The following is a 21473-nucleotide window of genomic DNA, read 5'->3' as shown; positions in this document are numbered from 1 at the left end:
CTCAAATACTCTGCTTATTCGGCAGCATTATTAACTTGCTGTGCACCTTGCGTACGATCGATTTTCTTACCCAAATACTGAAGTAAATTATCGAACACATTGGCAGAAAGCTGCTGAACCAAAGCCTGTTTGGCAGCCGGAATCTGTGAATCGGCATTTTCAGGAGCAGAAACGCTCTGAACTTCCATAATCACCGGTGCAGGCATACCTTCCAACAATGCGTACGCAGGTTTACCGCCGACAGGGCGCGCTTTCAGCAAAGCCGCATAAGCTTCAGGAGACATGGTTCTACGCGCATCTTGCGCGCTCAATTGCGAAACAGGCGACCATTGAACGTCGGCAGCTTTACCGGCTTTCAACGCAGCCAAAGTTTCTTGGGCTTTCTTCTCTGCCAGTTTGGCGGCTTCAGAGCGCAGATATGCTGCACGAACAGTGTCTTTGACTTCTGCAAATGGTGCAATTTTCTCTTCGCGCACTTCTTTCGCACGAATAACCCAAACGGTTTCGTTGTTGATGGCAATTACTTCAGAATTATGTTTTTTCTTCAGTACATCATCGCTAAACGCAGCATTAATCAATGCTTCAGGCAAACCGGCTTCTTTCGCACCCGCTTTGGTTACCCATTCATCCAGGTTTTCCACTTTCAAGCCTGAATTGGCGGCTGCTTTTGCCAAAGAAGATGGATCATTGAAGGCATCTTCACCCAATTTTTCTTTGGCCGCGTTAAAGGCAGAAGCTGCTTTTTTCAGTTTCAAAGCCGTTTCGATACGCGCTTTGGCTTGTTCCAAAGTCGGCTCAGCTTCGACATTCAAAACTTTGATAACGTGATAACCCAAAGACGATTTAACGGTATCGCTGACTTCGCCTTTGCCCAATGCAAATGCCGCTTTATCGAATTCAGGTCCAAAGCCGCTACCGCCGCTTTTGCTCAGGTAGCCCAAATTGCCGCCTTTATTGCTACTGGACAAATCTTTGGAGTACTTGGCCGCCAGCTCGGCAAAAGCATCTGGGTGCGCTTTGAGCTCTGCAGCCATTTTGTCCACTTCGGCTTTAATTTCCGCATTGCTTGCTTCATCTCCGTTAGGCATAACCGGAATGAAAATATGCGCAATTTCGGCTCTTGGCGACAAATCTACGCTTTTACTGTCGTAAGCTTTTTGTACTTCTTCCGCACTGACGGTTTGCTTGTCAGCCAAATCTTTGATGTTCAAAGCCACATATTCCAGCTTAACGGCTTGAGGAATCAAGTAATCTTTCTTATGCGCTTCATAATACTTTTGCAAAGCCGCATCATCTACTTTTACTTGTGCTGTAAATGCTTCAGGGCTGAATGTAAATGAACGGATAGTACGGGTGGCCTGAGTCAGGTTAATCAACTGACGCGCTTGCGCATCGCTGACCAACGCACCGTTTTGCACCAAATTCAACAGATTTTGCAACTGGAACTGTTCGCGGATATCTTCAACAAACTGATCCTCGGTCATTTTGCGCTGATCCAAATACTTCTTGAGCAAATCCTGACTGAATTTGCCGGAAGCATCATGGAAATTCGGATCATCCACGATAACTTGCTTGATTTGTTCCTGAGACACAGCAATGCCCATCAGCTTGGCACCCTGCTTCAGGTAAGCTCTTTGCAATAAAGATTGGAATATCGCATCACGCGAAGGCGCATTATTGCCGGCAGCCTGCTCATTTTGTATCGCAATCTGTAAAGCATGCTCGCTGACCTTCTCATCCCCGACTTTGACAATGTAATCAGAACCCGGCGAAGACAAATTATTGGCACCGAATCCGATAAAGGTCAGACCGATAATACCTAAAACAATCTGGGCGGGTGTTTTATATTTTTCAACAATATGGAACATATTTATCCGAAAGAAAAGTTTGGCGCGGCAGCCGGAAAATGCTGCCGCAAAAATCTTAAAATCCTGAAAACAGGCTCAAAGCGCGTATTGTAACGTATTTTTTCGAGGATTGCTTTTTCAGACGGCCTAAAAACCTAAAAATGCCTTATCCGAAAATTTCCTGATACGCTTCTACTGAAAATCCGACATGAACCTGTCCTTCTTTGACCAATACAGGCCGCTTGATGATGCTGGGATTTTCTACCATCAAAGCAATCGCCCCTTCTTTTGTGGCGGCAGATTCTTGCGCATCTTTATCCAACTTGCGCCAAGTCGTGCCTCTTTTATTGAGCAAAATTTCCAAAGCTGCCTGCTCCAGCCAGCCATCAATCAATTCGGCAGTCGGGGCGTTTTTCTTAAAATCTACAAATTCAAACTCGATACCGTTTTCTGCCAACCAACTGCGCGCTTTTTTAACCGTATCGCAATTGGGAATACCGTATAGTTTTATCATCTTATTTATCCTTGGTTTTATTCATAAAATCACAAATTCAGGCCGTCTGAAATCTTTCAGACGGCCTGAATTGAATGCCGCTTATTTCTTAGCAGCTTTCTTCACTTTAATCTTCACGCTTTTGCCTTGAGCATTATTTTTACCTCCGGCTTTGACGGAAGCTGTTTTCGCCTGCGCTTTTTTATTGCTTGCGGCTTTAGGTTTGCTTGGCTTGGCCGGCTTGGAGGCAGGTTTACTTTTCACCTTGCTCTTCTTTGCCTTCACGGGAGCGGCCAACGCTTCATCAATTTCTTTCGCCGAAAGTTTACGCTTACGTTTCTCAACAGGTTTGTCAGCAGCTATTGGCTTGCTTACAGGTTTTGCTTTTCTACTGCCATGTTTCTTACCGACTGAACCGCCGCTGATTAAGGTCAAATCAATCTTGCTGGTATCCAAATCGGCACGTGCGACTTTCACAGTAACCGTATCGCCCATGTTAAAACGGACACCGCTGCGTTCGCCCTCAATCGCCATAATTTCAGGACGGAAGTTGAAATAATCCTCTCCCAAATCGCTGATATGTACCAAGCCGTCGATATGAATATCGTCCAACGTTACAAAAATACCGAAGCTGGTCATGCCTGAAATCTTGCCGCTGAAGACTTCGCCGACTTTGTCACGCATATAATAAGTTTTCAGCCAGTTTTCCACATCGCGGCTGGCATCATCGGCTCGGCGTTCGCAGAAAGAGGTATGCACGCCCAAAGCCTCCCAGGTTTTATTGGGTTGGTAAGTTTGTCCGTTCAACACAGCCTTAATGGCACGATGTACCGTCAAATCGGGATAACGACGGATAGGCGAAGTAAAGTGTGCATATGCGCTATAAGCCAGACCAAAGTGACCGTCGCAATGCGGCTCATAAACCGCCTGCTGCATAGAACGCAACATCATCACTTGCAACAACTCCGCGTCCGGACGGTTTTTAAATTGCTCTGCAAGCGCAGCATAGTCTTTCGGCGTCGGATTATCGCCGCCACCCAAACTTAGCCCCAGCAAACCAAGCTGCTCGCGTAAAGTGGCCAATTTTTCGGGAGTCGGGCCCAAGTGATTGCGGAACAAAGCCGTATGTTTGTTCTTCAGCAAAAATTCTGCCGCGCAAACATTCGCCGCCAACATACATTCTTCAATCAGCTTGTGCGCATCATTGCGGACAACAGGAACGATCTTGTCGATCTTGCCATTGTCGTCAAAAATCATCTGTGTCTCAACGCTCTCAAACTCAACCGCGCCACGCTCGAAACGTTTTTTCTGCAAGATTTTAAATAAATTATACAGAGTATCGATTTGCTGCTTAAACGGATGATCCTGGCCGTCTGAAATCCAATCCCAAACTTGATTGTAAGTCAGTCGCGCATGCGAACGCATTACTGCCGGATAGAAACGGTATTCCTTGATATTGCCGGCATAAGTAATCACCATATCGCACACCATACACAGGCGTTCGACATCAGGATTGAGCGAGCAGATACCGTTGGACAACTTCTCCGGCAGCATGGGAATCACACGGCGTGGGAAATACACACTGGTACTGCGTTCCTGAGCATCTACATCAATTCCGTCATCAGGACGGACATAATGGCTGACATCGGCAATTGCCACCACCAAGCGGTAATTGCGGCCGATTTTTTCGGCAAAAACCGCATCGTCAAAGTCCCGCGCAGTTTCGCCGTCAATGGTTACCAAAGGCAAATCGCGTAGGTCCACGCGCCCTTTCAAGTCGGTTTTACGCACATGATCGGGAATTTTCTTCACAGCTTTGACACACGCTTCGCTGAATTGATGAGGCAAATGGTGCTTGCGCACAGCGATTTCGATTTCCATACCGCTGTCGGCATAATCGCCCAACACTTCAATGATTTTCGCTACGGCAGGGCGGTTTTGCTCGGGGTAAGTCTCAATTTCACCGACAATGACTTGACCAGATTGCGGTTTAAAGTGCGCTACGCTTTCAGGTTCCAAAACAATGCTTTGATTCAAGCGTTTGTCTTCCGCCTCCAAAATCGCCACGCCGCGATCCATATAAAAACGGCCGACCACTTTAGACTGTGCACGCTCCACCACATCCAAAACCGTACCTTCACGACGGCCTCTGCGGTCGATACCGGCAGGACGAACGGTAACAATATCCCCGTGCATCACGCCGCGCATCTGACGCTCATACAAAACAAAATCACCCTCGCCTGTCGGCGTTAGCGGCACGGCAAAACCAAAGCCGTCTTTATGCGCTTCGACACGGCATTTAACCAATGCCAATTTTTCTGCCGCACACACCGCTCCACGTCGGTTGATCAACACCTGACCATCGCGCGCCATCGCTTTCAGACGGCGCTCAAAGAATTCATATTCATCTTCTGTAATCGACAATTCATGTGCCAAAGCTTCGATTTTTGTCGGCACGCCTTTTTGTTCCAATAATTCAATAACCCATTCACGGCTGGGCAGCGGATGAGCGTAACGTTGTTTCTCCCGCTCCAAATACGGGTCTTTTTCTCGTAAATTTAAAGATTTAGTATTTTTGTTCATTTTGATAGTTGACATTCTTTTTTTAAAATATATAATAGCTGCTTCTTCGCAGTTCAGGTAGTCAACTCTACCTTAAATTGAAGAATAAAGCAAAGCCCAGGTGGCGGAATTGGTAGACGCGCTAGCTTCAGGTGCTAGTGTCCTCACGGGCGTGGAAGTTCGAGTCTTCTCCTGGGCACCAAATATTTTGGTGCTTCTTTGCTTAAGAAAATTTAAATTGCCCAGGTGGCGGAATTGGTAGACGCGCTAGCTTCAGGTGCTAGTATCCTCACGGGTGTGGAAGTTCGAGTCTTCTCCTGGGCACCACTAATAAATAATTAGTCAAGTTTTCACATTATTCTGAATAACAACTCAGGATAATAGTCCACAGAGAGGTGGATGAGTGGTTTAAGTCGCACGCCTGGAAAGCGTGTATACGTGAATAGCGTATCGAGGGTTCGAATCCCTTCCTCTCTGCCATTTTCATTTTTATAAGTTTTTCATTACTTCTAAAACCGCATATTAAAGGCTAGGTTATCAATAACTTAGCCTTTTTTGTTATTCATCTGCTTTAAATTCATTTCGGGTATATTTCAATTCTTTTATCTTTTTTGTGGTATTTTATGTGTTATTACCCAAGGAGTAACACTTCATGCCAAAAATTGTGACGCCATTAAGCCTGTCTCAAATTAAAACAGCAAAACCTAAAGAGAAGGTTTACAAATTACCAGATGGGGGTGGGCTTGCCCTATGGATTTTGCCTTCAGGTTCTAAGTCTTGGAGGCTACAATACCACCGCCCTGATGGGAAAATGAACACATTGACGCTGGGTTTATTTCCACGTTTCGGACTAGCAGATGCGCGGGCATGGCGAAAGGAGATGTTAGAAAAAATCAGAAATGGAACTGATCCGAAGGCAATTTCTGCGGACGTAGGAGCAGAGTTTCGTTTTGAAAATTGCTTGGTACTTTGGTTTGAAAAATGGAAGAAATCAGGTGGCAAACAAGGGATGGGTAAAAATCCGCGTTATGCAGCGCAAGTACTGTCGGCTTTAGAATTGAATGTACTACCTTTTTTTAAGGGAAAGGATATTCGTTCGATCAAGACGGCAGATATAGTAGCTGTTTTAAGGAAAATGGAAGAACGCGGGGCGCTTGAATATTTGAGGCGGGTCAAAGGTGCATTGGGATTGATGTTTGATTATTTTGTAGCAGATGGCTCTATCACTATAAATCCAGTCAGTGTTATTGGGAAACAAGTATTCGATAGGCCGCCTGAACGTCATTTCGATACACTGCGCTTTGATGAGCTACCACTCTTAGTGGAGAAGTTAGAAACATCTAAGGGAATTGGGGAACGAGCGCGGCTATTAATTTATTGGCAACTTTTGAGTATGACGCGGCCGTCGGAAGCAGCAGGAACTCGTCTGGATGAAATTAACTTAAAGGCAGGGACCTGGGAAATTCCAATTGAACGGATGAAAACAAGGCCGCATGTTGTCCCATTAAGTTCCGCTTTGACACGAATCTATTTTGAGGCATTAAGATTAAATGTGAATGGAGTATTCTTATTTGAAGGTTCAGGGTTTACCAAGCCATTGTCGTCCGAGACAGTCAGACTAAAGCTTCGTACTAAAATGGGGCTGGATACAACGGCACACGGTTTGCGGAGTCTAGCACGAACTTATTTAAGGGAGGTTTATAAGGTTCGCAGAGATGTGGGGGAATTACTGCTTTCGCATGGCATTACGGATAAGACAGAACGCGCTTATGACCGATCAGAGCTTTTAGAGGAGCGACGAGAAATGCTGGAAAACCTTGGTCGAGATGTGATGGCATTACGGGAAAAGTATCGGATAAAATAGTTTTGAGGTCGTCTGAAAAGTTTTCAGACGACCTTTTTCTATATCCAAAACTTAAAAAACCCACCTAAAACCCCATCTGCTTGCCCACATATTCACTCTTTGCCAAAATCAAATCGTCATCTGAAGTGATATGTTCCTTGTGATTGTTGAGTAATGACAGCCGGAAAGACGGCATCCCAAAAAGCCGCCGTTGCCACTCCACAACGGCGGCTTTCCAAAAACAGCAAAACCAAAACCAAGACCATGTTCAAAGAACCCTGCCAAGTCATAGCAATCCACAGCCGCCCCTTATTTTTTTGCGGCTTATGGTTCATTACCGTCAGACTAAAAAATGAATACGGCTGGAAATTCGACCGCAAAGCCATGTTTGAAAGCAAAAAAGCAGCTGAAAGCCTAAAAATCGGAGACTACATCATCCCATGACCAGTCGCAACATTGAAAACCTCATAAAAATCGGCACAGTTTCCCAAACCGACCCTGTTGCCAACAGAATCCGCGCACAACACGGCGGTCTCATTACAGACTGGTTGCCATACTTTGTTCCTGCAGCGGGTGGCGTATCAATTTGGCGTTTACCTTCCATCGGCGAAGGTTGCATCATACTTTCTCCCAGCGGAGAACCCGAAAACGGAATTATTATTTGCGGCTTCTCAACCTCCCAACATCCTGCCCCATCCCAAAACCCAGACGAAACCATCATCCTCATGCCTGACGGAGCAGAGTTTAAATACAACCACGCAAAAAGCCATCTGCAAATCAAAGGCATCAAAACTGCCGATATTACCGTCAAAGAAAAAGCCACCGTACACACCAAACACCTGACTATCGACAGTCCCGAGACAGACATCAAAGGCAAACTAAACGTTGTCGGACTGCTTACATATCAGGGCGGCATGGCAGGAAGTGGTGGCGAAGGTGGAGCGGCAGCAGTTATCAAAGGCACAATACGCCAAGAAGAAGGCAGCATCATCAGTAACGGGGTCAACCTAACCACCCACACCCACCAGGGCGACAGCGGCGGCACAACAGGACAGCCTAGATGACCAACGACCAAACAGGACGCAACATCGGCTTAAAAGAACACATTGCCCAATCCATAAAGAACATACTCTTCACTCGCATCGGTAGCCGCCTCATGCGAGAAGACTACGGTAGCCTTCTGCCAGAGCTGATAGACATGCCGATGACCCAGACCGTTATAGCACTCTGCCATCAGGCTGCCGTCACTGCCATAGCGGCATGGGAACCGCGCATTACCGTCCGCAGCATACACTTTGACCCTACCGCCGCCGCCAACGGACAACTAGCCATTACCATAGTCACAACCCTGACCGACGGCACAGAACAAACATTCCAAATACAATAACGCAGAAACATGGCAGAAATTGACCTAACCCGCCTACCAGCCCCCAAAGTCATCGAAGAACTCGACTTTGAGACCATATTTGAGCGCAAAAAAGCGAACCTCATCGCCCTCGTCCCGGCTGGCATACGTCCAACCATTGCAGCCACCTTGAAACTCGAATCAGAGCCACTGACCATCGACCTTCAACAACAGGCATATCAAGAAATCATCCTGCGTCAACGCATAAACCAAGCAGCTGCAGCAACACTTTTAGCCTTCGCGCAAGGAAGTGATCTTGACCACCTTGCCGCAGCCAAAGGCATAGAGCGGAAAACCATCATCTCTGCCGATCCAACCACCAATCCCCCTACAGAAGCCGTTTACGAAACCGACGATGACCTCCGCCGGCGCGTCCAGTTATATCCAGAGAAACTCGCAGCGGCAGGGCCTCGTGCAGCATACGAAGCCCATGCCCTTGATGCCGCCCCCGATATTACCGATGCCCGCGCCGTCAGAGTGTCTCCAGGAACAGTCGCTGTTTATATCCAAACATCCAGCAACCAAGGCATACCTAGTGGCCGTACCCTTGAAACCGTCAATGCCTATCTTAGCGACGAAAGCCGCCGCCCACTCTGCGATACCGTAACCGTCCACGCCGGCACCCCGAAAGAAATACGCATATCCGCCCGTATTACCTATGAAGACGGCCCAGACAAAGAAATCGTCAAAGCCCGCCAGCTTCAAGACCTCAATCAAATGCTAGAGCAGCATAAAAGACTCGGCGCACAAATTGCCTTGTCAAAAATCATTGGCGCACTTGATACAGATGGCGTCAAAAAAGTAGAGCTGACAGAGCCAAGACAAGACATCCTGTGTACAGACGGCGAATTTATAAAAATTACAGAAACCATTCTGACAGAAGCCTAAGCCATGCCGACAGTCATCCCAACCAACAACACCGACCTCCTGCAAGCCCTTGCACGCCTGACATCGCAAGAACTGGCAACTGTCTTCGACCTCGCAGTCATTACCAAAAGCCGCATTCCCGACAGTTGCCCTCCAGAATTCATACCATGGCTTGCATGGGAACGCTCCATAGGCAGTGATGAAGGCTGGAATATTACCGACACCGAAATCGCACGCCGAAAACTGATAGAAAACTATATTCAAAAGCATCAGCACAAAGGGACCCCATCCGTTATCCGGCGCCTTTTCCGTGACCTAGGATACGGAGAAATACAAATCATCGAAAATACCGCCAATCTTTACTGGAACGGAAACGCCGTCTTTGACGGCACACACCTATTCGGAGGCAGCAACGGAGAATGGGCGAAATACAGCATTAAATTAAGCCGCCCGGTTACCAATAATGAAGCCCAAAAACTTCGAGAATGGTTGGAACGAATTGTCCCTCTCCGTTGCGAACTGCACAGCCTCGACTACCGGGACCACCCTATCTATTGGAACGGAGAAATCACATTCGACGGTAGTTACAACTTCGGCATAGCCTGACCCTAAAGGATAAAAAATGGCCAACGCAAAAGAACTCAACCAATACACCCAAAACGTCCGCCTCATCGAACCAGGCGACCGCGTTATAGGCGGCACTGATGCCCCAATCAATCAACCCCTGCAAGCACTAGCTAACCGCACCTTATACCTTAAAACCCAAGTCGAATCCAAGATTGGCAATAAAGGTACGCAAGTTATAGAAGGTCAGCTCAACATTCAAACCAACGCATGGGAAAAAATCCGTTTTACCAATGGCGACGGCAGCTACTGGCGTTTTGAGACCGCCCCCGTATCTGAAGGAGAAAACGGCGCACGCTTCAATTATGTTTTTACATCGGGAAGTCGAGAAATCGGGCGCGTACACTTCCCGCGCGTATCCGGATCGGAAAGCGTCGCCTATCAAAGTTGGGTCGAAGCCAATGCCGCCCGACTTGCTACTGACAAAATGAATGTCGCCACCACCAACTACTATGCAGACCAGTCCGGAGGCTATACCAAAAGCGGATTTTACCGATCCAATGGCCGTCAGCTTGACGGAAATGCCCTGCCAACAATGGAAATCCACATTGCCCATCCGGAAGTAGTGAACGGCGCACACGCCCGCGGTATCGGTTTCTCATACGGCTCGGCGTCCAATCCGTTTCATCTCGTTACCTCTGCTTGGGATGCCAACGGTCGTTATATCGGCATGAGGACCGTCTTGACCGAAGAAAACGGCGTCATGCTATCAAGTGACCAAACCGTCGGCGGTATCAAAACCTTTACATCAAAAGCCGTATTTAATGCGGGATTGTCCGTATCCGGCAATGGAAAATCTGCCGATATCCATACCGGTCCCAAAGATATTTATTTGCGTAATTCCAAGAGCAGCAAATATCTGCAACTTAAAGACGACGGCACATTGACATACAGTGATGTCAAAATCGCCCTTATGTCCGACAAATCAGATGCCGTAAATCTGGACAGTACCGACAATCTTGCCACATCCAAAGCCGTCAAAACCGCCTACGACAACAGTATCCGACGCGGAGGCGCAGTAGGTTTGGGCGGGCAGAATCATCAAATTGCCATCGGTTGGGACACGCCCGGACTGATTGCGCGTGTCGATAACAACGTGATGAATGTAGGCGTCCCCGTTGGTGCCGTCGCCTACTTTGCCCAAGATGTCCCACCATTTGGATGGTTAAAAGCAAACGGCGCGGCAGTATCCCGTACCATCTATGCCAACCTGTTCGCCGCCATCGGCGAACGTTACGGCCGTGGTGACGGACGCACCACTTTCAACTTGCCCGACTTGCGCGGCGAATTTATCCGATCATGGGATGACGGCAGAGCAATTGATAGAAATCGTGTCTTAGGCTCATGGCAGGCGGATGAGTTCCGCAGCCACAGCCACGGCATCGGCGTCAACCGCATGTCCGATACCGACAGGGGTAGCAATCCGTCAACCGTATCGGTTGACACTGTCGGCCAAACCGACCCGGCTGGCGGCATTGAAACCCGTCCTAGAAATATCGCCCTGCTGGCATGCATCAAGGCATAAACCGTTTAGAAAGGTAAAAAAATGACCCAAAACATCCAATGGACAAAACCCGTTTGCCAACTTGACGCCGACCATCTCTACATCGGCCAAACCACAGCCGATCTGGACATCATGGCACGCGACGGCAGCTATTTGATTCCCGCCGGTTGCATCGACACCGACCCGCCTCAAATCAGCGCAGGCAAAGCCGCCCGCTGGAACGGCGAAGGCTGGGACTTCATCGAAGACCATCGCGGCAAAACTGCCTACCGAAAAACTGATCGCGAAGCCGTTATCATCGACCAAATCGGCAGCCTTTCAGACGACCTGACATTTTTAAAACCTTCCTCACGGTTTGACGAATGGGATGGAGAAAAATGGATGGAAAACCAAGACAAAAAAGCACAAATTGAAGTTGAATTTCTAAACGCGTCCAAGGCTGCTTTAATCCGCGCCATCAACCGTCAAGCCCAAAACATTGTTGCCCAAAAATCAGGCATGGACGACCTCCCTGCCTTTGAAGTGCAGAGCTGGCCTATCCAGGCCGCTGAAGCCCGCGCATGGTCGGTAGATAAAAGCGCGGCCACGCCCGTTTTAGATCAAATTGCCCAATCGCGCGGAATAGATGCAGACAAACTCAAAGCCGCCGCCCTGCGCAAAACCGTTGCCTATGAGTCCCTCTGCGCTACCGTTGCAGGCAAACGCCAAGCCATCGAGAAACAAATCGAAGCCGCCCAAAACTTAGACGAACTCAACGTCATCAACACCGAAATCAATATCTGATTTACAAGGCCGCCTGAAAATGAAATCAAACATCAAAGCCTACTTCAAGAATCTTGCCATTGCTGCCGACCAAACAATTAATGCCGTATTTGGCGGCTACCCGGACGAGACCCTGTCCAGCCGCCTCTACCGCAAAGATGTCGAAGCAAACAAAAGTCACTGGACAGCCATCCGAAAAGCAGTTGACGCACTATTTTTCTGGCAGAAGAGCCACTGTCGAGCCGCCTATCTTCGCGAAAAACAAAAAGCCCACTTCCCTGAAAGTCTCAAATGACCATCCAGACAAAAAACCTGACCTTATACAAAGGCGATACCCGTATTTTCAGAATCGGCTTTGACGGTGGAGGCCTGCCATTCGAGCCTAAATCCGCGCAATGGGCAATGACTGTCCGCGGGCAGACAGGCGAAGAGCTGCGCCCCCAAATCAGTGTCAGCGGGCAAGAAATTATTATTACTTTCCCCGCCCACTTGACTCAAAACACCGCATGGACATTAGGCCAATACGACCTACGCGCCGTTTTCGGGGGAATCGTCTGTACCGTCCTGCGCGGAGAAATCTACATTGCTCCCTCCATTACCAACGTCAGCGGCATTATCGGCGAGAGTACCGAACCCGTCCGCGTCAGCATCATGGAGCAGGGGCTAGTCGTCGTATCCCCTGCCGAAAGCACACCAACCGCCGGCGTATCTCCTGAAAAAATACGGGAAATCGTAAAAGAGGTCATTAAAGAAACACAAAACGGCAACGGCACGGAACACATACCGTCAACTAGACCTGAACAACCGGTTGCCCCTACTCCGAATCCAGCTGCATCCACTGACCTGACCGACGAAACACTGGCAGAAGTGTATAAAAAATTAGGAAATAAACAATGACATCAAAATTAGATCAAGCCGTACTGGCAATTACCGATGCAGTAGTGGCGGCAAAAGAAGAATCCGCAAAAGCCAAAAAACTTGCAGAAAATCCAAACGTGACCGCCTCTCTTGACGAAGAAGGCCGTCTGAAACTAAACGACAATACGTCCGACATCCACCTCATTACACCTGCCAAGGTATCAGAAGCGGTAGGCAATGCCTTTGCCGATGTCAAAACACCATCGCTGATTATTACCGAGCAGGCCAAGTTCGAGGGCAAACAAATCGAGGCTGCCGCCAAGATTGCCATTGAAAAAGGCAAGTTCTACATCGAAGATGCCTTGACGCCCGAACTGCGCAAAAAAGTTTACGACGGTTGGTACAAAAACAATCCTTCCAAAAAAGACGCATTGAATATCGTCCGTCTGATTCAGGCATGGTACGACCGTCTGCCGTCTAACGTCTTTATTTCTTCGCGCGGTGGCTTTTTCCCAGTAACGAAGAACACAGGTTACAAGCCGGAATACTACGGCGCGGACGGACGGCAAATTTCCGTCGGCGGCATGATGCTGACAGTCAACGGCCAACAACCCTGTATTACCTTTCATCATTCCGTTTTTAATGTGTACGACTTCTCGTTGGCAGAATTTTGCGTGGAAGAAATGGGGCAGGACGTGTTTCACTTGTGTGACAAATCCGAGGGCAACACCATTTTGCACGGCGGTAAAAGTATTACACGCGCCTATAAGGACTATGGCTACATATCAGGCATGGCCGACCCTGACAAACGCTGGATTCCGCATATCGACGGCTGGACGCGCGAAAAACCGCACATCGGCACGGGTATGGCGCTGAAAGGTACGGCGGAGGCAGGTTTCAATACCACCACACTGTCCCACGATGTTGCCCGTTACATGAACAATTCGGCTGATACATCAGGCGTACAACAACCTGAAGGATATACACGCGAGAAAATCCGCCAACTGCACATTGACGAATCGAGCCAACGCTACCGCAGCGTTGGCGGCTACTGGAATTCAGACGGCCTGTCGCAATTCCCGCAAGATGACGGTACTGTTGCGCCCACATTTGGCCTCTGGCGCGGTGGTCAGGTATGGAGTCGCGGTTACGGTTGGCGACTGTTCGACTGCAGAGGCACAGAAATCCGCTACTTCGACGTACGGGGATTCACTGGCGGCGCAGTAATTGCAGGTTTACATGGTTCTCCGTCTGGAGAGGATGTAGGCGCCGGCGAAGTCGCCAAGGCCTACGAAAAAGGCATGGTTGCCGTCAACACCCGCATCACGGGCGGATACTTTAACCACAACTATACCTGCGGTGTGGAAGCAGTCCGCGTATCAGGCTACGAACTTTGCGGCATCTTCGCACCTGATTCTGTAGTCGGACACCCCGATGCGCATCTAGAACATGTGCGTGGCTGGAATAATTCCATCGTCAGCCTCGATCCGGGTTATCAGCAATGCACATCCCGATACCTGCCAATGGATAACCTATTCATCCACGACAACGTGTTCGGTTTTGGCAAGCGCAAGGTAATGGATATTCATACCGGCAACAACGTCAAAATCGTAAACAACAGTGGCCGTGCCATGTACTACGGCATTTCTACCGTGATCGAAGAAGTATTTGCCGCGACGGATGGACGCGCCTCAAAGATTGCAGACCCGTACAGTTTCTATTACCAAGACAGCAATATCGAAATTACGGGAAATACCATTGTCAGCGGCAATATCGGCATTCATCCGATTAATGGTGCATTGGGAGTGCTTTCCCGCCGCAATCAGAAGAAATGGTGGCTGCGTTGCCGTCAACTGATTAACGACAATACGGTCTATGCCCCGCGCGGTTTGCAATGCAACTACGGGCACAACCACTTTCTGATTGAACGCAACCAGTTTACGTTTGCCCTGCCGTTCGGCGATTTTTACGGCATGCGCTACGTTTCAGGATTTGCCGTTACCAATGGCGGCAGCGGCTACACCACCGCCCCCAAAGTCATCATCACAGGAGGCGGTGCGGAAGCCTTCGGTGCAGAAGGCGAAGCAGTAGTGAAAGACGGAAAAGTTACCGAAATCAAGCTGCGCCGCATCGGCAGCCGCTACGACACACCGCCAACCGTAACCCTCGAAGGAGGCGGTGGTACGGGTGCAACGGCTACCGCAACCGTCAACACATCGACATACGGCATGAGCGTGGGCGCAGAAGCGCGTTACGGCACAATGTTGGCTGCACAAATCCGAGGGAACTATATTCAAAACTCCCCCGACGGCAACTTCATGCGCCAGATGATAATCGGCAAGTTGCGCGGCTCGTCCATTGTCGGCAATCACTGCGATATTACCCCGTACAAGAACGCCGAGCAGGGAAAAACCGAAGTGGGACAACCCTATACAGTTGACACAGTTAAATACCGAAACGGCCTACTAAGTGCAGGTTTCTACCCTATCGGCGAATTAGACAACTGTACCGTTGCCGAAAATTACATGCACAACCAACTGACCGATACAGTAGAAGTATGGACAGGTGCGCGTAACCACAAAAATACACAGACTACTGACTATGCCGCCACCATGATGCAGGCGAAGCTGACAGATTTAGAGGCCGAAATCACTAAACTCAAAGCATCGACAGCAGGCAAAGCGTCAGAGACAGTCACACAGCCGACACCAGAAACGGTAGTACCAAAAGCTGATTCAACAACGCATAAAGCAGAACCTGAACAACCGACCTCCACTGCTAACGAACAGCCTACACCTGCCGCCACAGAAACATCCATTAAATTCACATTTAACGGCCTTGAATCCAGCGCCACCGAAGCCGTTGGCAGCAATAGTGAGGCTCGTCTGACGAGCGTCATCAATGCACTCCGTGCAGGAGAGCCGGAAGGATGGACAGGCGCATTCGGAGAAGAGGGCAACATCCGTTACATGAAGGCACAGGCAGGCGAAAACGGTAGAGGCCACCGCTATATCGAAAGTAGCGGAGTCAGTGCCGCAACCGGTACTCCGACCACAGTTATTATGCCGTTCAAACTTGAAAAAGGAGGCACACCAGGGGCAGCGTTTATCCTGCTGCCGATGACGGGCGAAAGCCCCGCCGTTGGCGGCGTAACCGCCACTCATGGCGAAAACGGTTTTACCCTACGCATGCCGGAAAATGCCACAGTGGATGGCAAAGTCAACCGAGTAGGCAATACCTATGCCTACGGTGAATGGCATATAGCCGTTGTACCTTGGAATACCGCTTTCGACAAAATCCGTATTGGTACCAGCCACGTTGCCAATACAGGCCGTACAGTTCGAATCGGTGCAGGTTTTGAAATCGTACAAGGGGATGTGTCCAAAGCCGCCAATAAAGGCGCGGCATTGATGACAGGATTTGGCATCGCCGCCGCTTAAGACAAACAAAGGCCGTCTGAAAACTTCAGACGGCCTGAAAATCCCACTCAAAACCTCCACCGCTTGCCACCGATAAAAAGCAAAGCAACAATCAGACCATCCCCAAAGAAACGGACAGCCACATGACCGCAAAACGCATGCACGGCGTAACAGCCAACGAATTCACACACGGCGCGCGCCATATTTCCGACATCGCCACCAACATTATCGGTATCGTTGCCACCGCAGACGACGCTGATGACACAGTCTTTCCCGCTACCAAACCCATATTTTCAACATCCGTCTCTGCCCTGATTGATAAAGCAGGCAGCAAAGGAACCTTGGCAAAATCCCTAGACGCAATTGCAGATCAGGCAGATGCCCAAATCGTTGTAGTCCGCGTTCCCGGCTCAACCAAAGCACCGGAGCAGAAAGCAAACGTTATCGCAGGTATCAAAGCCCTGGCGAAAGCTCCCGCACATACCGGTTACAAACCAAAAATCATCGGTGCGCCCGAACTTGACGACGCTGACGTAACCGCCGAGCTGGTTGTAACCGCTAACGCTCTTGAAGGCTTCGTATATGCATCCGCCGGCGGCGCAGAAAATATTACCGCCCTGACCCAATATAAGAACGGATTTGGGCAAAAAAACCTCATGCTGATTGACAACGAATTCATGACCTTCGGCGCTTCCAAAACCCAAGAAACTGCCGCTACCGTTGCCCGTATCCTCGGCGCACGCGCCATGCTTGACCAAAAAATCGGTCCGCACAAATCCATTTCAAATACCGAAATTCAAGGCGTATCCGCCCTTAAATACCCACGCAGCTTCGGACTTCTGGACATCAACAGCGACGCCAATACCATCAACAACCTCAACATTACCACCCTCATCCGTGAAAACGGCTTCCGCGTTTGGGGCAACCGCACATGTTCTGCAGATCCTGCCTGGGCATTCGAACCGATAGTCCGTGTCTCTTCCGTAATTAAAGAGACCATCGCCGAAAGCTTTCTCTGGGCAATGGACAAACCAATGCACCCGAGCCTTATGATTGACATCATCAACAGCATCAATGCCAAGCTCGCCGAAAAAGTCTATCAAGGCTGGTTATTGGGCGCGCAAGTCTTCATCGACACCAAAAAAATCGAAAAAGAACGCGTAGCCGGCGGTATCTTTGCCTTCGACTACGAATTTACCGTAGCCCCGCCTTTAGAGAATATCGAACTCAACCAACATGTATCAGACCGCTTTATCGTCAACCTGACCGACCGAGTTATCGAATTCGCATCTAACCTCAAACCTACCACCGTCTAAACTACCTTGCCTCCTAATAATTCCCCTCTCCCAACAGAGAGGGGTTAGGGATAGGTACCCCAAACACAAGTAATAAAGGACACCCAAATGCAGCTGCCACGCATCTTGAAAAGTTTTAACGTCTTTACCGACGGACTCAACAAAGACGGCGTCCTCATGACCGTCAAACGCCCGGACATCAAATTCAAAACCGAAGACTACACCCCGGGCGGCGGTATGGGCGAATTTACCGTCATTCATGGCATCGAAAAATTAGAGCTGGAGCTGACCAGCAAAGGTTTTGATCTTGAGCTGTTCAAATCCATCAGCCACAAAATCAATGGCAACCTCTTACGCTATCAAGGCGCATTGCACAAAGAAGACGAAGAAACCTACCAAACACTGGTCGGCGAAGCGCGTGGCCGAATTATCGAAACCACACGCAGCGAAGACAAAGCAGCCGAAGGTGGAGAGCAGACATTCAAATATGCCCTAACCTACTGGAAAGAAACCGTCGATGGAGAAGTCGTTTTTGAAGCAGACCTCATGGCGAACAAACTCATCATCGGCGGCAAAGACGTTCGTGCCGGCATTCGCGCCGCATTAGGCCTCTAAACACATACAACAGGAACAAGTAAATGCAAGAACCAAAAATCAAAATCAACCCAGACGATACCCTGACCGTAACCCTGACCGACGGCAAAGCCTACACTCTGCGCGAACCGCTGGCCAAAGACATGGCAGGCATGGGACAAGACCTCATCAAAATCAAACACACCGAAACTGTTCAAAAGCTCCTCTCAAAAATCAGCACCCCAAAAATCGGCATGGCACAATATGGCGTATTAGGTATGGCAGATGTACAAGCCCTCAATGCCGCTATTGATTTTTTTTCAGCCGCACCTTCGGCGAAAGCAGAGATTCAGGAAGCCTTTGCCGATTTGGGCTATACCCATGCTTCCGATACCGAGCCGGCCAGTTCGCCGACCTTATAAAAGCAGCGCCAGACATCTGGCAGGCTGAAGAAGATGAAGACGTTACTGCGTTTTACCCAATAGACGACGCCCTTGCCCTCTGCACCATTACTTTCAAAGGAGGTATCGGCTGGTTCGCAGGACTAAATCTTTTTACCCTTAACCGCTGGGCAGCCAAAGCCGCCGAAATCCAACGCGCACGCCAAGGAGACGGACAATAAAAAAGGTCGTCTGAAATCAATTCAGACGACCTTTTCAATCGACAAAATAATCAAGGAAGCATCCATACCATAAGGGCAATGACGGCAATAAAAAGCCAAAATAATGCGCCATACCACCAAATGACAGAATCGACTGCATTCAAAACCGAATCCGCCAAGATTTGATTTTTCATTTTACGTTTCATCTTAAAGCTCGAGCCATGACAGACAAGACAATTAATATTATCCTCAAAGCCGCCGACAAAGCAAGCAAAACGTTTGACAGAATTAAAAAAAGTAGTAGCGGGCTGTCGGGCGAATTGGCGAAAAACAAAAAAGAAATGCGCGATCTCGAGCGCGCCCAAACCGCACTGGTAAAAATCGGCAAGGCAGAACAATATTTCAACCGTCTGAATGAGCAAATCATCCGTAATTCTGCCGCCACAAGCCGTCTTACTTCCGAAATCGACAAAACGGGCGTTGCCACAAAAAAACAGGCAGCAGAACTCAAAAAGCTGACCCGTGAAGGCGAAAGGCTGAATAACGAATACGAAAAACAATCCGCGCAGCTAAAACGCTACAAAGACCACATGGAAAAAGTTGGCGTATCCGGACAAAACCTTGAAAAAGAGCAGGCAGAGATTGCCGCCCGAATGCAGAAGACTACTGCCCAAATCGAAAAGCAGTCCACCGCCTTAGAAAAGTTGGAAAAACGACAACAGAGTCGAATCAAGGCCGCCGCCATCGCAGGTATTGCATCGGGTGTCTCATCATGGACAAGTAGCAAGGCTGCCACCATGAGGCAAGGTGCAGGGCATGCCATCAATACAGCCATGTCCGAAGAAGATGCAATGCAGGGACTGATCCGCCAAGTCGGCATCCTCAAAAATACAGACGGCAGTCTAAACCACGCCGAAATCGCTAAAATCCGCGCCGAAGTCCAAAAACTAAGCGGTGAATTGCCCATGGCAACGGTTGAGATCATGAATATGATGACTGCCGGCGCGAAGATGAATATCCCACGCCAAGAGCTTGCAGCCTACGTTACCGAAGCCGTCAAAGCTGCAAATGCCTTTGAAGCAGCAGACCCGGGTGCGCTTGCAGAAGAGCTGGGGCGCATTCGCCAAAACTTCAAATTATCCAAAGAAGCCGCTTCTGAACTAGTCAACGTCATGAACTACCTTGATGACAACGCACTGGTTGCAGGCGACCAGCTCATCAGCTACATGAACGAAGTATCAGGCAGCATGGGTTTGGCGAAAATGAACGAGAAGCATGTAGCGGCTCTAGGCTCCGCCCTTATGTCCGCAGGTGTAGATGCTTCCACCTCTGCCAAAGCGGTCGGCAGCCTCATGACAAGGCTGGGTACCGCACCTGATATGAAACCCGTACGGGAAGCCCTGAAAAGCATAGGTATAGACGCAAAATCCGTTCAAAAAGGCATGGTCGAAGACGCGCAAGGTACGCTTGAAAAAATCATTGCCGCCGTCCAACAAATGCCGAAAGAGCAACAAGCAGGCATTCTCAAAGGCTTAGCAGGCGGCGAATATAACCGCGTATTTGCCCAACTTATCGCTAATACAGAGCTTTGGCGCGAGCAAATCCGCCTTGCCACCTCTCCGGACGCATTAGGCAGCCTCGACAAAGAGTTCGAAATTCGTGTCAACGCCATGTCGTCCAAATGGCAGATGTTCAAAAATAAGCTCTTCAATACCGAATCAGGCTTTGGGCGCAGTATGTTTTCAGGCTTAGAATACGGCATGAATGTCATTTCAGGCTTATTGGATAAGTTCAACGAATGGTCGGCAAAAAATCCAGAGGCCGCCGCCAAACTTGGAAAAATCGCATTTTATGCAACCGCAGCAATGACCGCCTTAGCAGGGCTGGCCGCAGTTATTGCCGCAGTTGCCGTCCCCTTTGCCGCCGCCCGCATTGCCTTTGGCGGATTCGGCATGAGTATTCTTAAAGTATTAGGCATTGCCCTACGTTTCATGACATTAAATCCCATAGGCCTTGCGCTGACTGCCATAATCGGCATCATCTATCTCGTTTACACCAATTGGGATACATTGACTGCCGCCTTCATCAGAGGCTGGGAATGGATTAAAAAAACATTCGCCCAAAACCCCATCCTATACGCACTGACCGGACCGATTGGCGCAATCGTTGCACTGGCCACACACTGGGACCGCATCAAAAACGCCCTCATCACAGGCTGGGGATGGATAAAAAAAACATTCAGCGGCAACAACCCCATATCCTACGCCCTCTCCGCCGCACTAGGCCCAATCGGTATCCTCATCAAAAACTTCCAAATCCTCAAAACCGTCGCTACTAGCGCATGGGAATGGATGAAAAAAGCCTTTTCCACCAAACCGACCGCGCCGGGAGGCAGCGCAGCCGGTTATGGCGTAGGCGCATACATTCCCAACAAAGGATATTCTACAGGTGGTTACACAGGGGCGGGCGGTGTCAACCAAGCGGCCGGTATCGTGCATAAAGGCGAGGTTGTCTTCAATCAACAAGATGTAGCCCGCTTCGGAGGATGGCGTGTTCTGGAAAAAATCCGCAAAGCAGGCTTGGGCGCATTGCAGAGCATTATCCCCGCCGCAGCTGAAGAACCGCGCCCTTCCCTTGTCGGAGCAGTTCCCGTATCGGCAGGGTTCAATCACACAAACGCAGGTGGTATGACCGTCAACATTACCATCAACGGCGGCAGCCAAAGCCCTGCCGACATCGCCCGCGAAGTTGCCCGTCAGATTAAGCAGATTGCAGACCAAGCCGCACGTCGTGCCCGTAGCGCATTTTCAGATGACTGAC

General features: G+C 49.3%; 19 protein-coding genes and 3 tRNA genes. 18 read left to right on the top strand and 4 right to left on the bottom strand.

The genetic code is table 11. The features are described 5' to 3' along the window. Positions 1-14: 14 nt before the first annotated feature. The 3 genes from HMPREF2675_RS02985 to rnr all read right to left on the bottom strand — a co-directional run bounded on the left by HMPREF2675_RS02985 (position 15) and on the right by rnr (position 4923). A complete protein-coding gene (locus tag HMPREF2675_RS02985; protein WP_070814020.1) occupies positions 15-1868 on the bottom strand; it encodes a SurA N-terminal domain-containing protein in 1854 nt (617 codons plus the stop codon). A 145-nt stretch (positions 1869-2013) separates the two neighbouring features. Beyond that, on the bottom strand, positions 2014-2361 hold the full coding sequence (locus HMPREF2675_RS02980) for an ArsC family reductase (RefSeq protein ID WP_070585426.1): 348 nt from the start codon (positions 2359-2361) through the stop codon (positions 2014-2016). Positions 2362-2442: 81 nt separating this feature from the next. Then, positions 2443-4923 carry a ribonuclease R gene (gene rnr / locus HMPREF2675_RS02975; RefSeq protein ID WP_141759942.1) on the bottom strand — a complete coding sequence of 827 codons (2481 nt, stop codon included), beginning with the start codon at positions 4921-4923 and terminating at the stop codon, positions 2443-2445. Between the two features lie 94 nt (positions 4924-5017). Between rnr and HMPREF2675_RS02970 the strand changes: the two genes are divergently transcribed. The 17 genes from HMPREF2675_RS02970 to HMPREF2675_RS02890 all read left to right on the top strand — a co-directional run bounded on the left by HMPREF2675_RS02970 (position 5018) and on the right by HMPREF2675_RS02890 (position 18474). Beyond that, positions 5018-5104 (top strand) — tRNA-Leu (locus HMPREF2675_RS02970). Positions 5105-5142: 38 nt separating this feature from the next. After that, positions 5143-5229, top strand: a tRNA-Leu gene (locus HMPREF2675_RS02965). Between the two features lie 62 nt (positions 5230-5291). Next, positions 5292-5382: transfer RNA gene (locus HMPREF2675_RS02960), tRNA-Ser, on the top strand. A gap of 172 nt (positions 5383-5554) precedes the next feature. Further along, positions 5555-6766 carry a tyrosine-type recombinase/integrase gene (locus HMPREF2675_RS02955; protein WP_070814018.1) on the top strand — a complete coding sequence of 404 codons (1212 nt, stop codon included), beginning with the start codon at positions 5555-5557 and terminating at the stop codon, positions 6764-6766. Between the two features lie 153 nt (positions 6767-6919). Then, positions 6920-7189 (top strand): hypothetical protein, encoded by a 270-nt coding sequence (locus tag HMPREF2675_RS02950; RefSeq protein WP_070647037.1) that lies wholly within the window; start codon positions 6920-6922, stop codon positions 7187-7189. Beyond that, positions 7186-7809 (top strand): phage baseplate assembly protein V, encoded by a 624-nt coding sequence (locus HMPREF2675_RS02945; RefSeq protein ID WP_063075577.1) that lies wholly within the window; start codon positions 7186-7188, stop codon positions 7807-7809. Before HMPREF2675_RS02950 ends, HMPREF2675_RS02945 begins: the two co-directional genes overlap by 4 nt. Beyond that, complete coding sequence (locus HMPREF2675_RS02940) at positions 7806-8132, top strand: GPW/gp25 family protein (protein ID WP_063075576.1); 327 nt, start codon at positions 7806-7808, stop codon at positions 8130-8132. The genes HMPREF2675_RS02945 and HMPREF2675_RS02940 overlap by 4 nt, the downstream gene beginning before the upstream one ends. Before the next feature lie 9 nt (positions 8133-8141). Continuing rightward, positions 8142-9038, top strand: coding sequence for a baseplate assembly protein (locus HMPREF2675_RS02935; protein ID WP_070814017.1), 897 nt, complete (start codon positions 8142-8144; stop codon positions 9036-9038). 3 nt (positions 9039-9041) lie between these two features. Further along, complete coding sequence (locus tag HMPREF2675_RS02930) at positions 9042-9623, top strand: phage tail protein I (protein ID WP_070814016.1); 582 nt, start codon at positions 9042-9044, stop codon at positions 9621-9623. A 16-nt stretch (positions 9624-9639) separates the two neighbouring features. Beyond that, complete coding sequence (locus tag HMPREF2675_RS11510) at positions 9640-11166, top strand: tail fiber protein (protein ID WP_070814015.1); 1527 nt, start codon at positions 9640-9642, stop codon at positions 11164-11166. Between the two features lie 21 nt (positions 11167-11187). After that, positions 11188-11928: a tail fiber assembly protein gene (locus HMPREF2675_RS02920; protein ID WP_070814014.1), complete on the top strand. Its 741-nt coding sequence runs from the start codon at positions 11188-11190 to the stop codon at positions 11926-11928. Positions 11929-11947: 19 nt separating this feature from the next. After that, positions 11948-12202: a hypothetical protein gene (locus tag HMPREF2675_RS02915; RefSeq protein ID WP_070647023.1), complete on the top strand. Its 255-nt coding sequence runs from the start codon at positions 11948-11950 to the stop codon at positions 12200-12202. Continuing rightward, positions 12199-12804 (top strand): hypothetical protein, encoded by a 606-nt coding sequence (locus HMPREF2675_RS02910; RefSeq protein ID WP_070647021.1) that lies wholly within the window; start codon positions 12199-12201, stop codon positions 12802-12804. The genes HMPREF2675_RS02915 and HMPREF2675_RS02910 overlap by 4 nt, the downstream gene beginning before the upstream one ends. Further along, on the top strand, positions 12801-16205 hold the full coding sequence (locus HMPREF2675_RS02905) for a hypothetical protein (RefSeq protein ID WP_070814013.1): 3405 nt from the start codon (positions 12801-12803) through the stop codon (positions 16203-16205). Before HMPREF2675_RS02910 ends, HMPREF2675_RS02905 begins: the two co-directional genes overlap by 4 nt. Positions 16206-16327: 122 nt before the next feature. Then, positions 16328-17500, top strand: coding sequence for a phage tail sheath subtilisin-like domain-containing protein (locus HMPREF2675_RS02900; RefSeq protein WP_070814012.1), 1173 nt, complete (start codon positions 16328-16330; stop codon positions 17498-17500). Positions 17501-17587: 87 nt separating this feature from the next. After that, complete coding sequence (locus HMPREF2675_RS02895) at positions 17588-18094, top strand: phage major tail tube protein (protein WP_063075566.1); 507 nt, start codon at positions 17588-17590, stop codon at positions 18092-18094. 23 nt (positions 18095-18117) lie between these two features. Beyond that, entirely contained in the window at positions 18118-18474 is a 357-nt protein-coding gene (locus HMPREF2675_RS02890) for a hypothetical protein (RefSeq protein ID WP_070647002.1), read from the top strand. 250 nt (positions 18475-18724) lie between these two features. On the opposite strand, the gene HMPREF2675_RS11505 is transcribed toward HMPREF2675_RS02890, so the two are convergent. After that, complete coding sequence (locus HMPREF2675_RS11505; RefSeq protein ID WP_283127785.1) at positions 18725-18847, bottom strand: hypothetical protein; 123 nt, start codon at positions 18845-18847, stop codon at positions 18725-18727. Positions 18848-18874: 27 nt separating this feature from the next. On the opposite strand from HMPREF2675_RS11505, the gene HMPREF2675_RS02885 reads away from it, so the two are divergent. Beyond that, positions 18875-21472, top strand: coding sequence for a phage tail tape measure protein (locus tag HMPREF2675_RS02885; protein WP_070814011.1), 2598 nt, complete (start codon positions 18875-18877; stop codon positions 21470-21472). Position 21473: the final 1 nt, after the last annotated feature.

Origin of the sequence: Neisseria sp. HMSC061H08 (assembly GCF_001836795.1) — a bacterium.
Lineage (GTDB): Bacteria > Pseudomonadota > Gammaproteobacteria > Burkholderiales > Neisseriaceae > Neisseria > Neisseria subflava_A.
The sequence above is the reverse complement of the archived record's forward strand: the minus strand, read 5'-3'. Positions and strand labels throughout refer to the sequence as shown.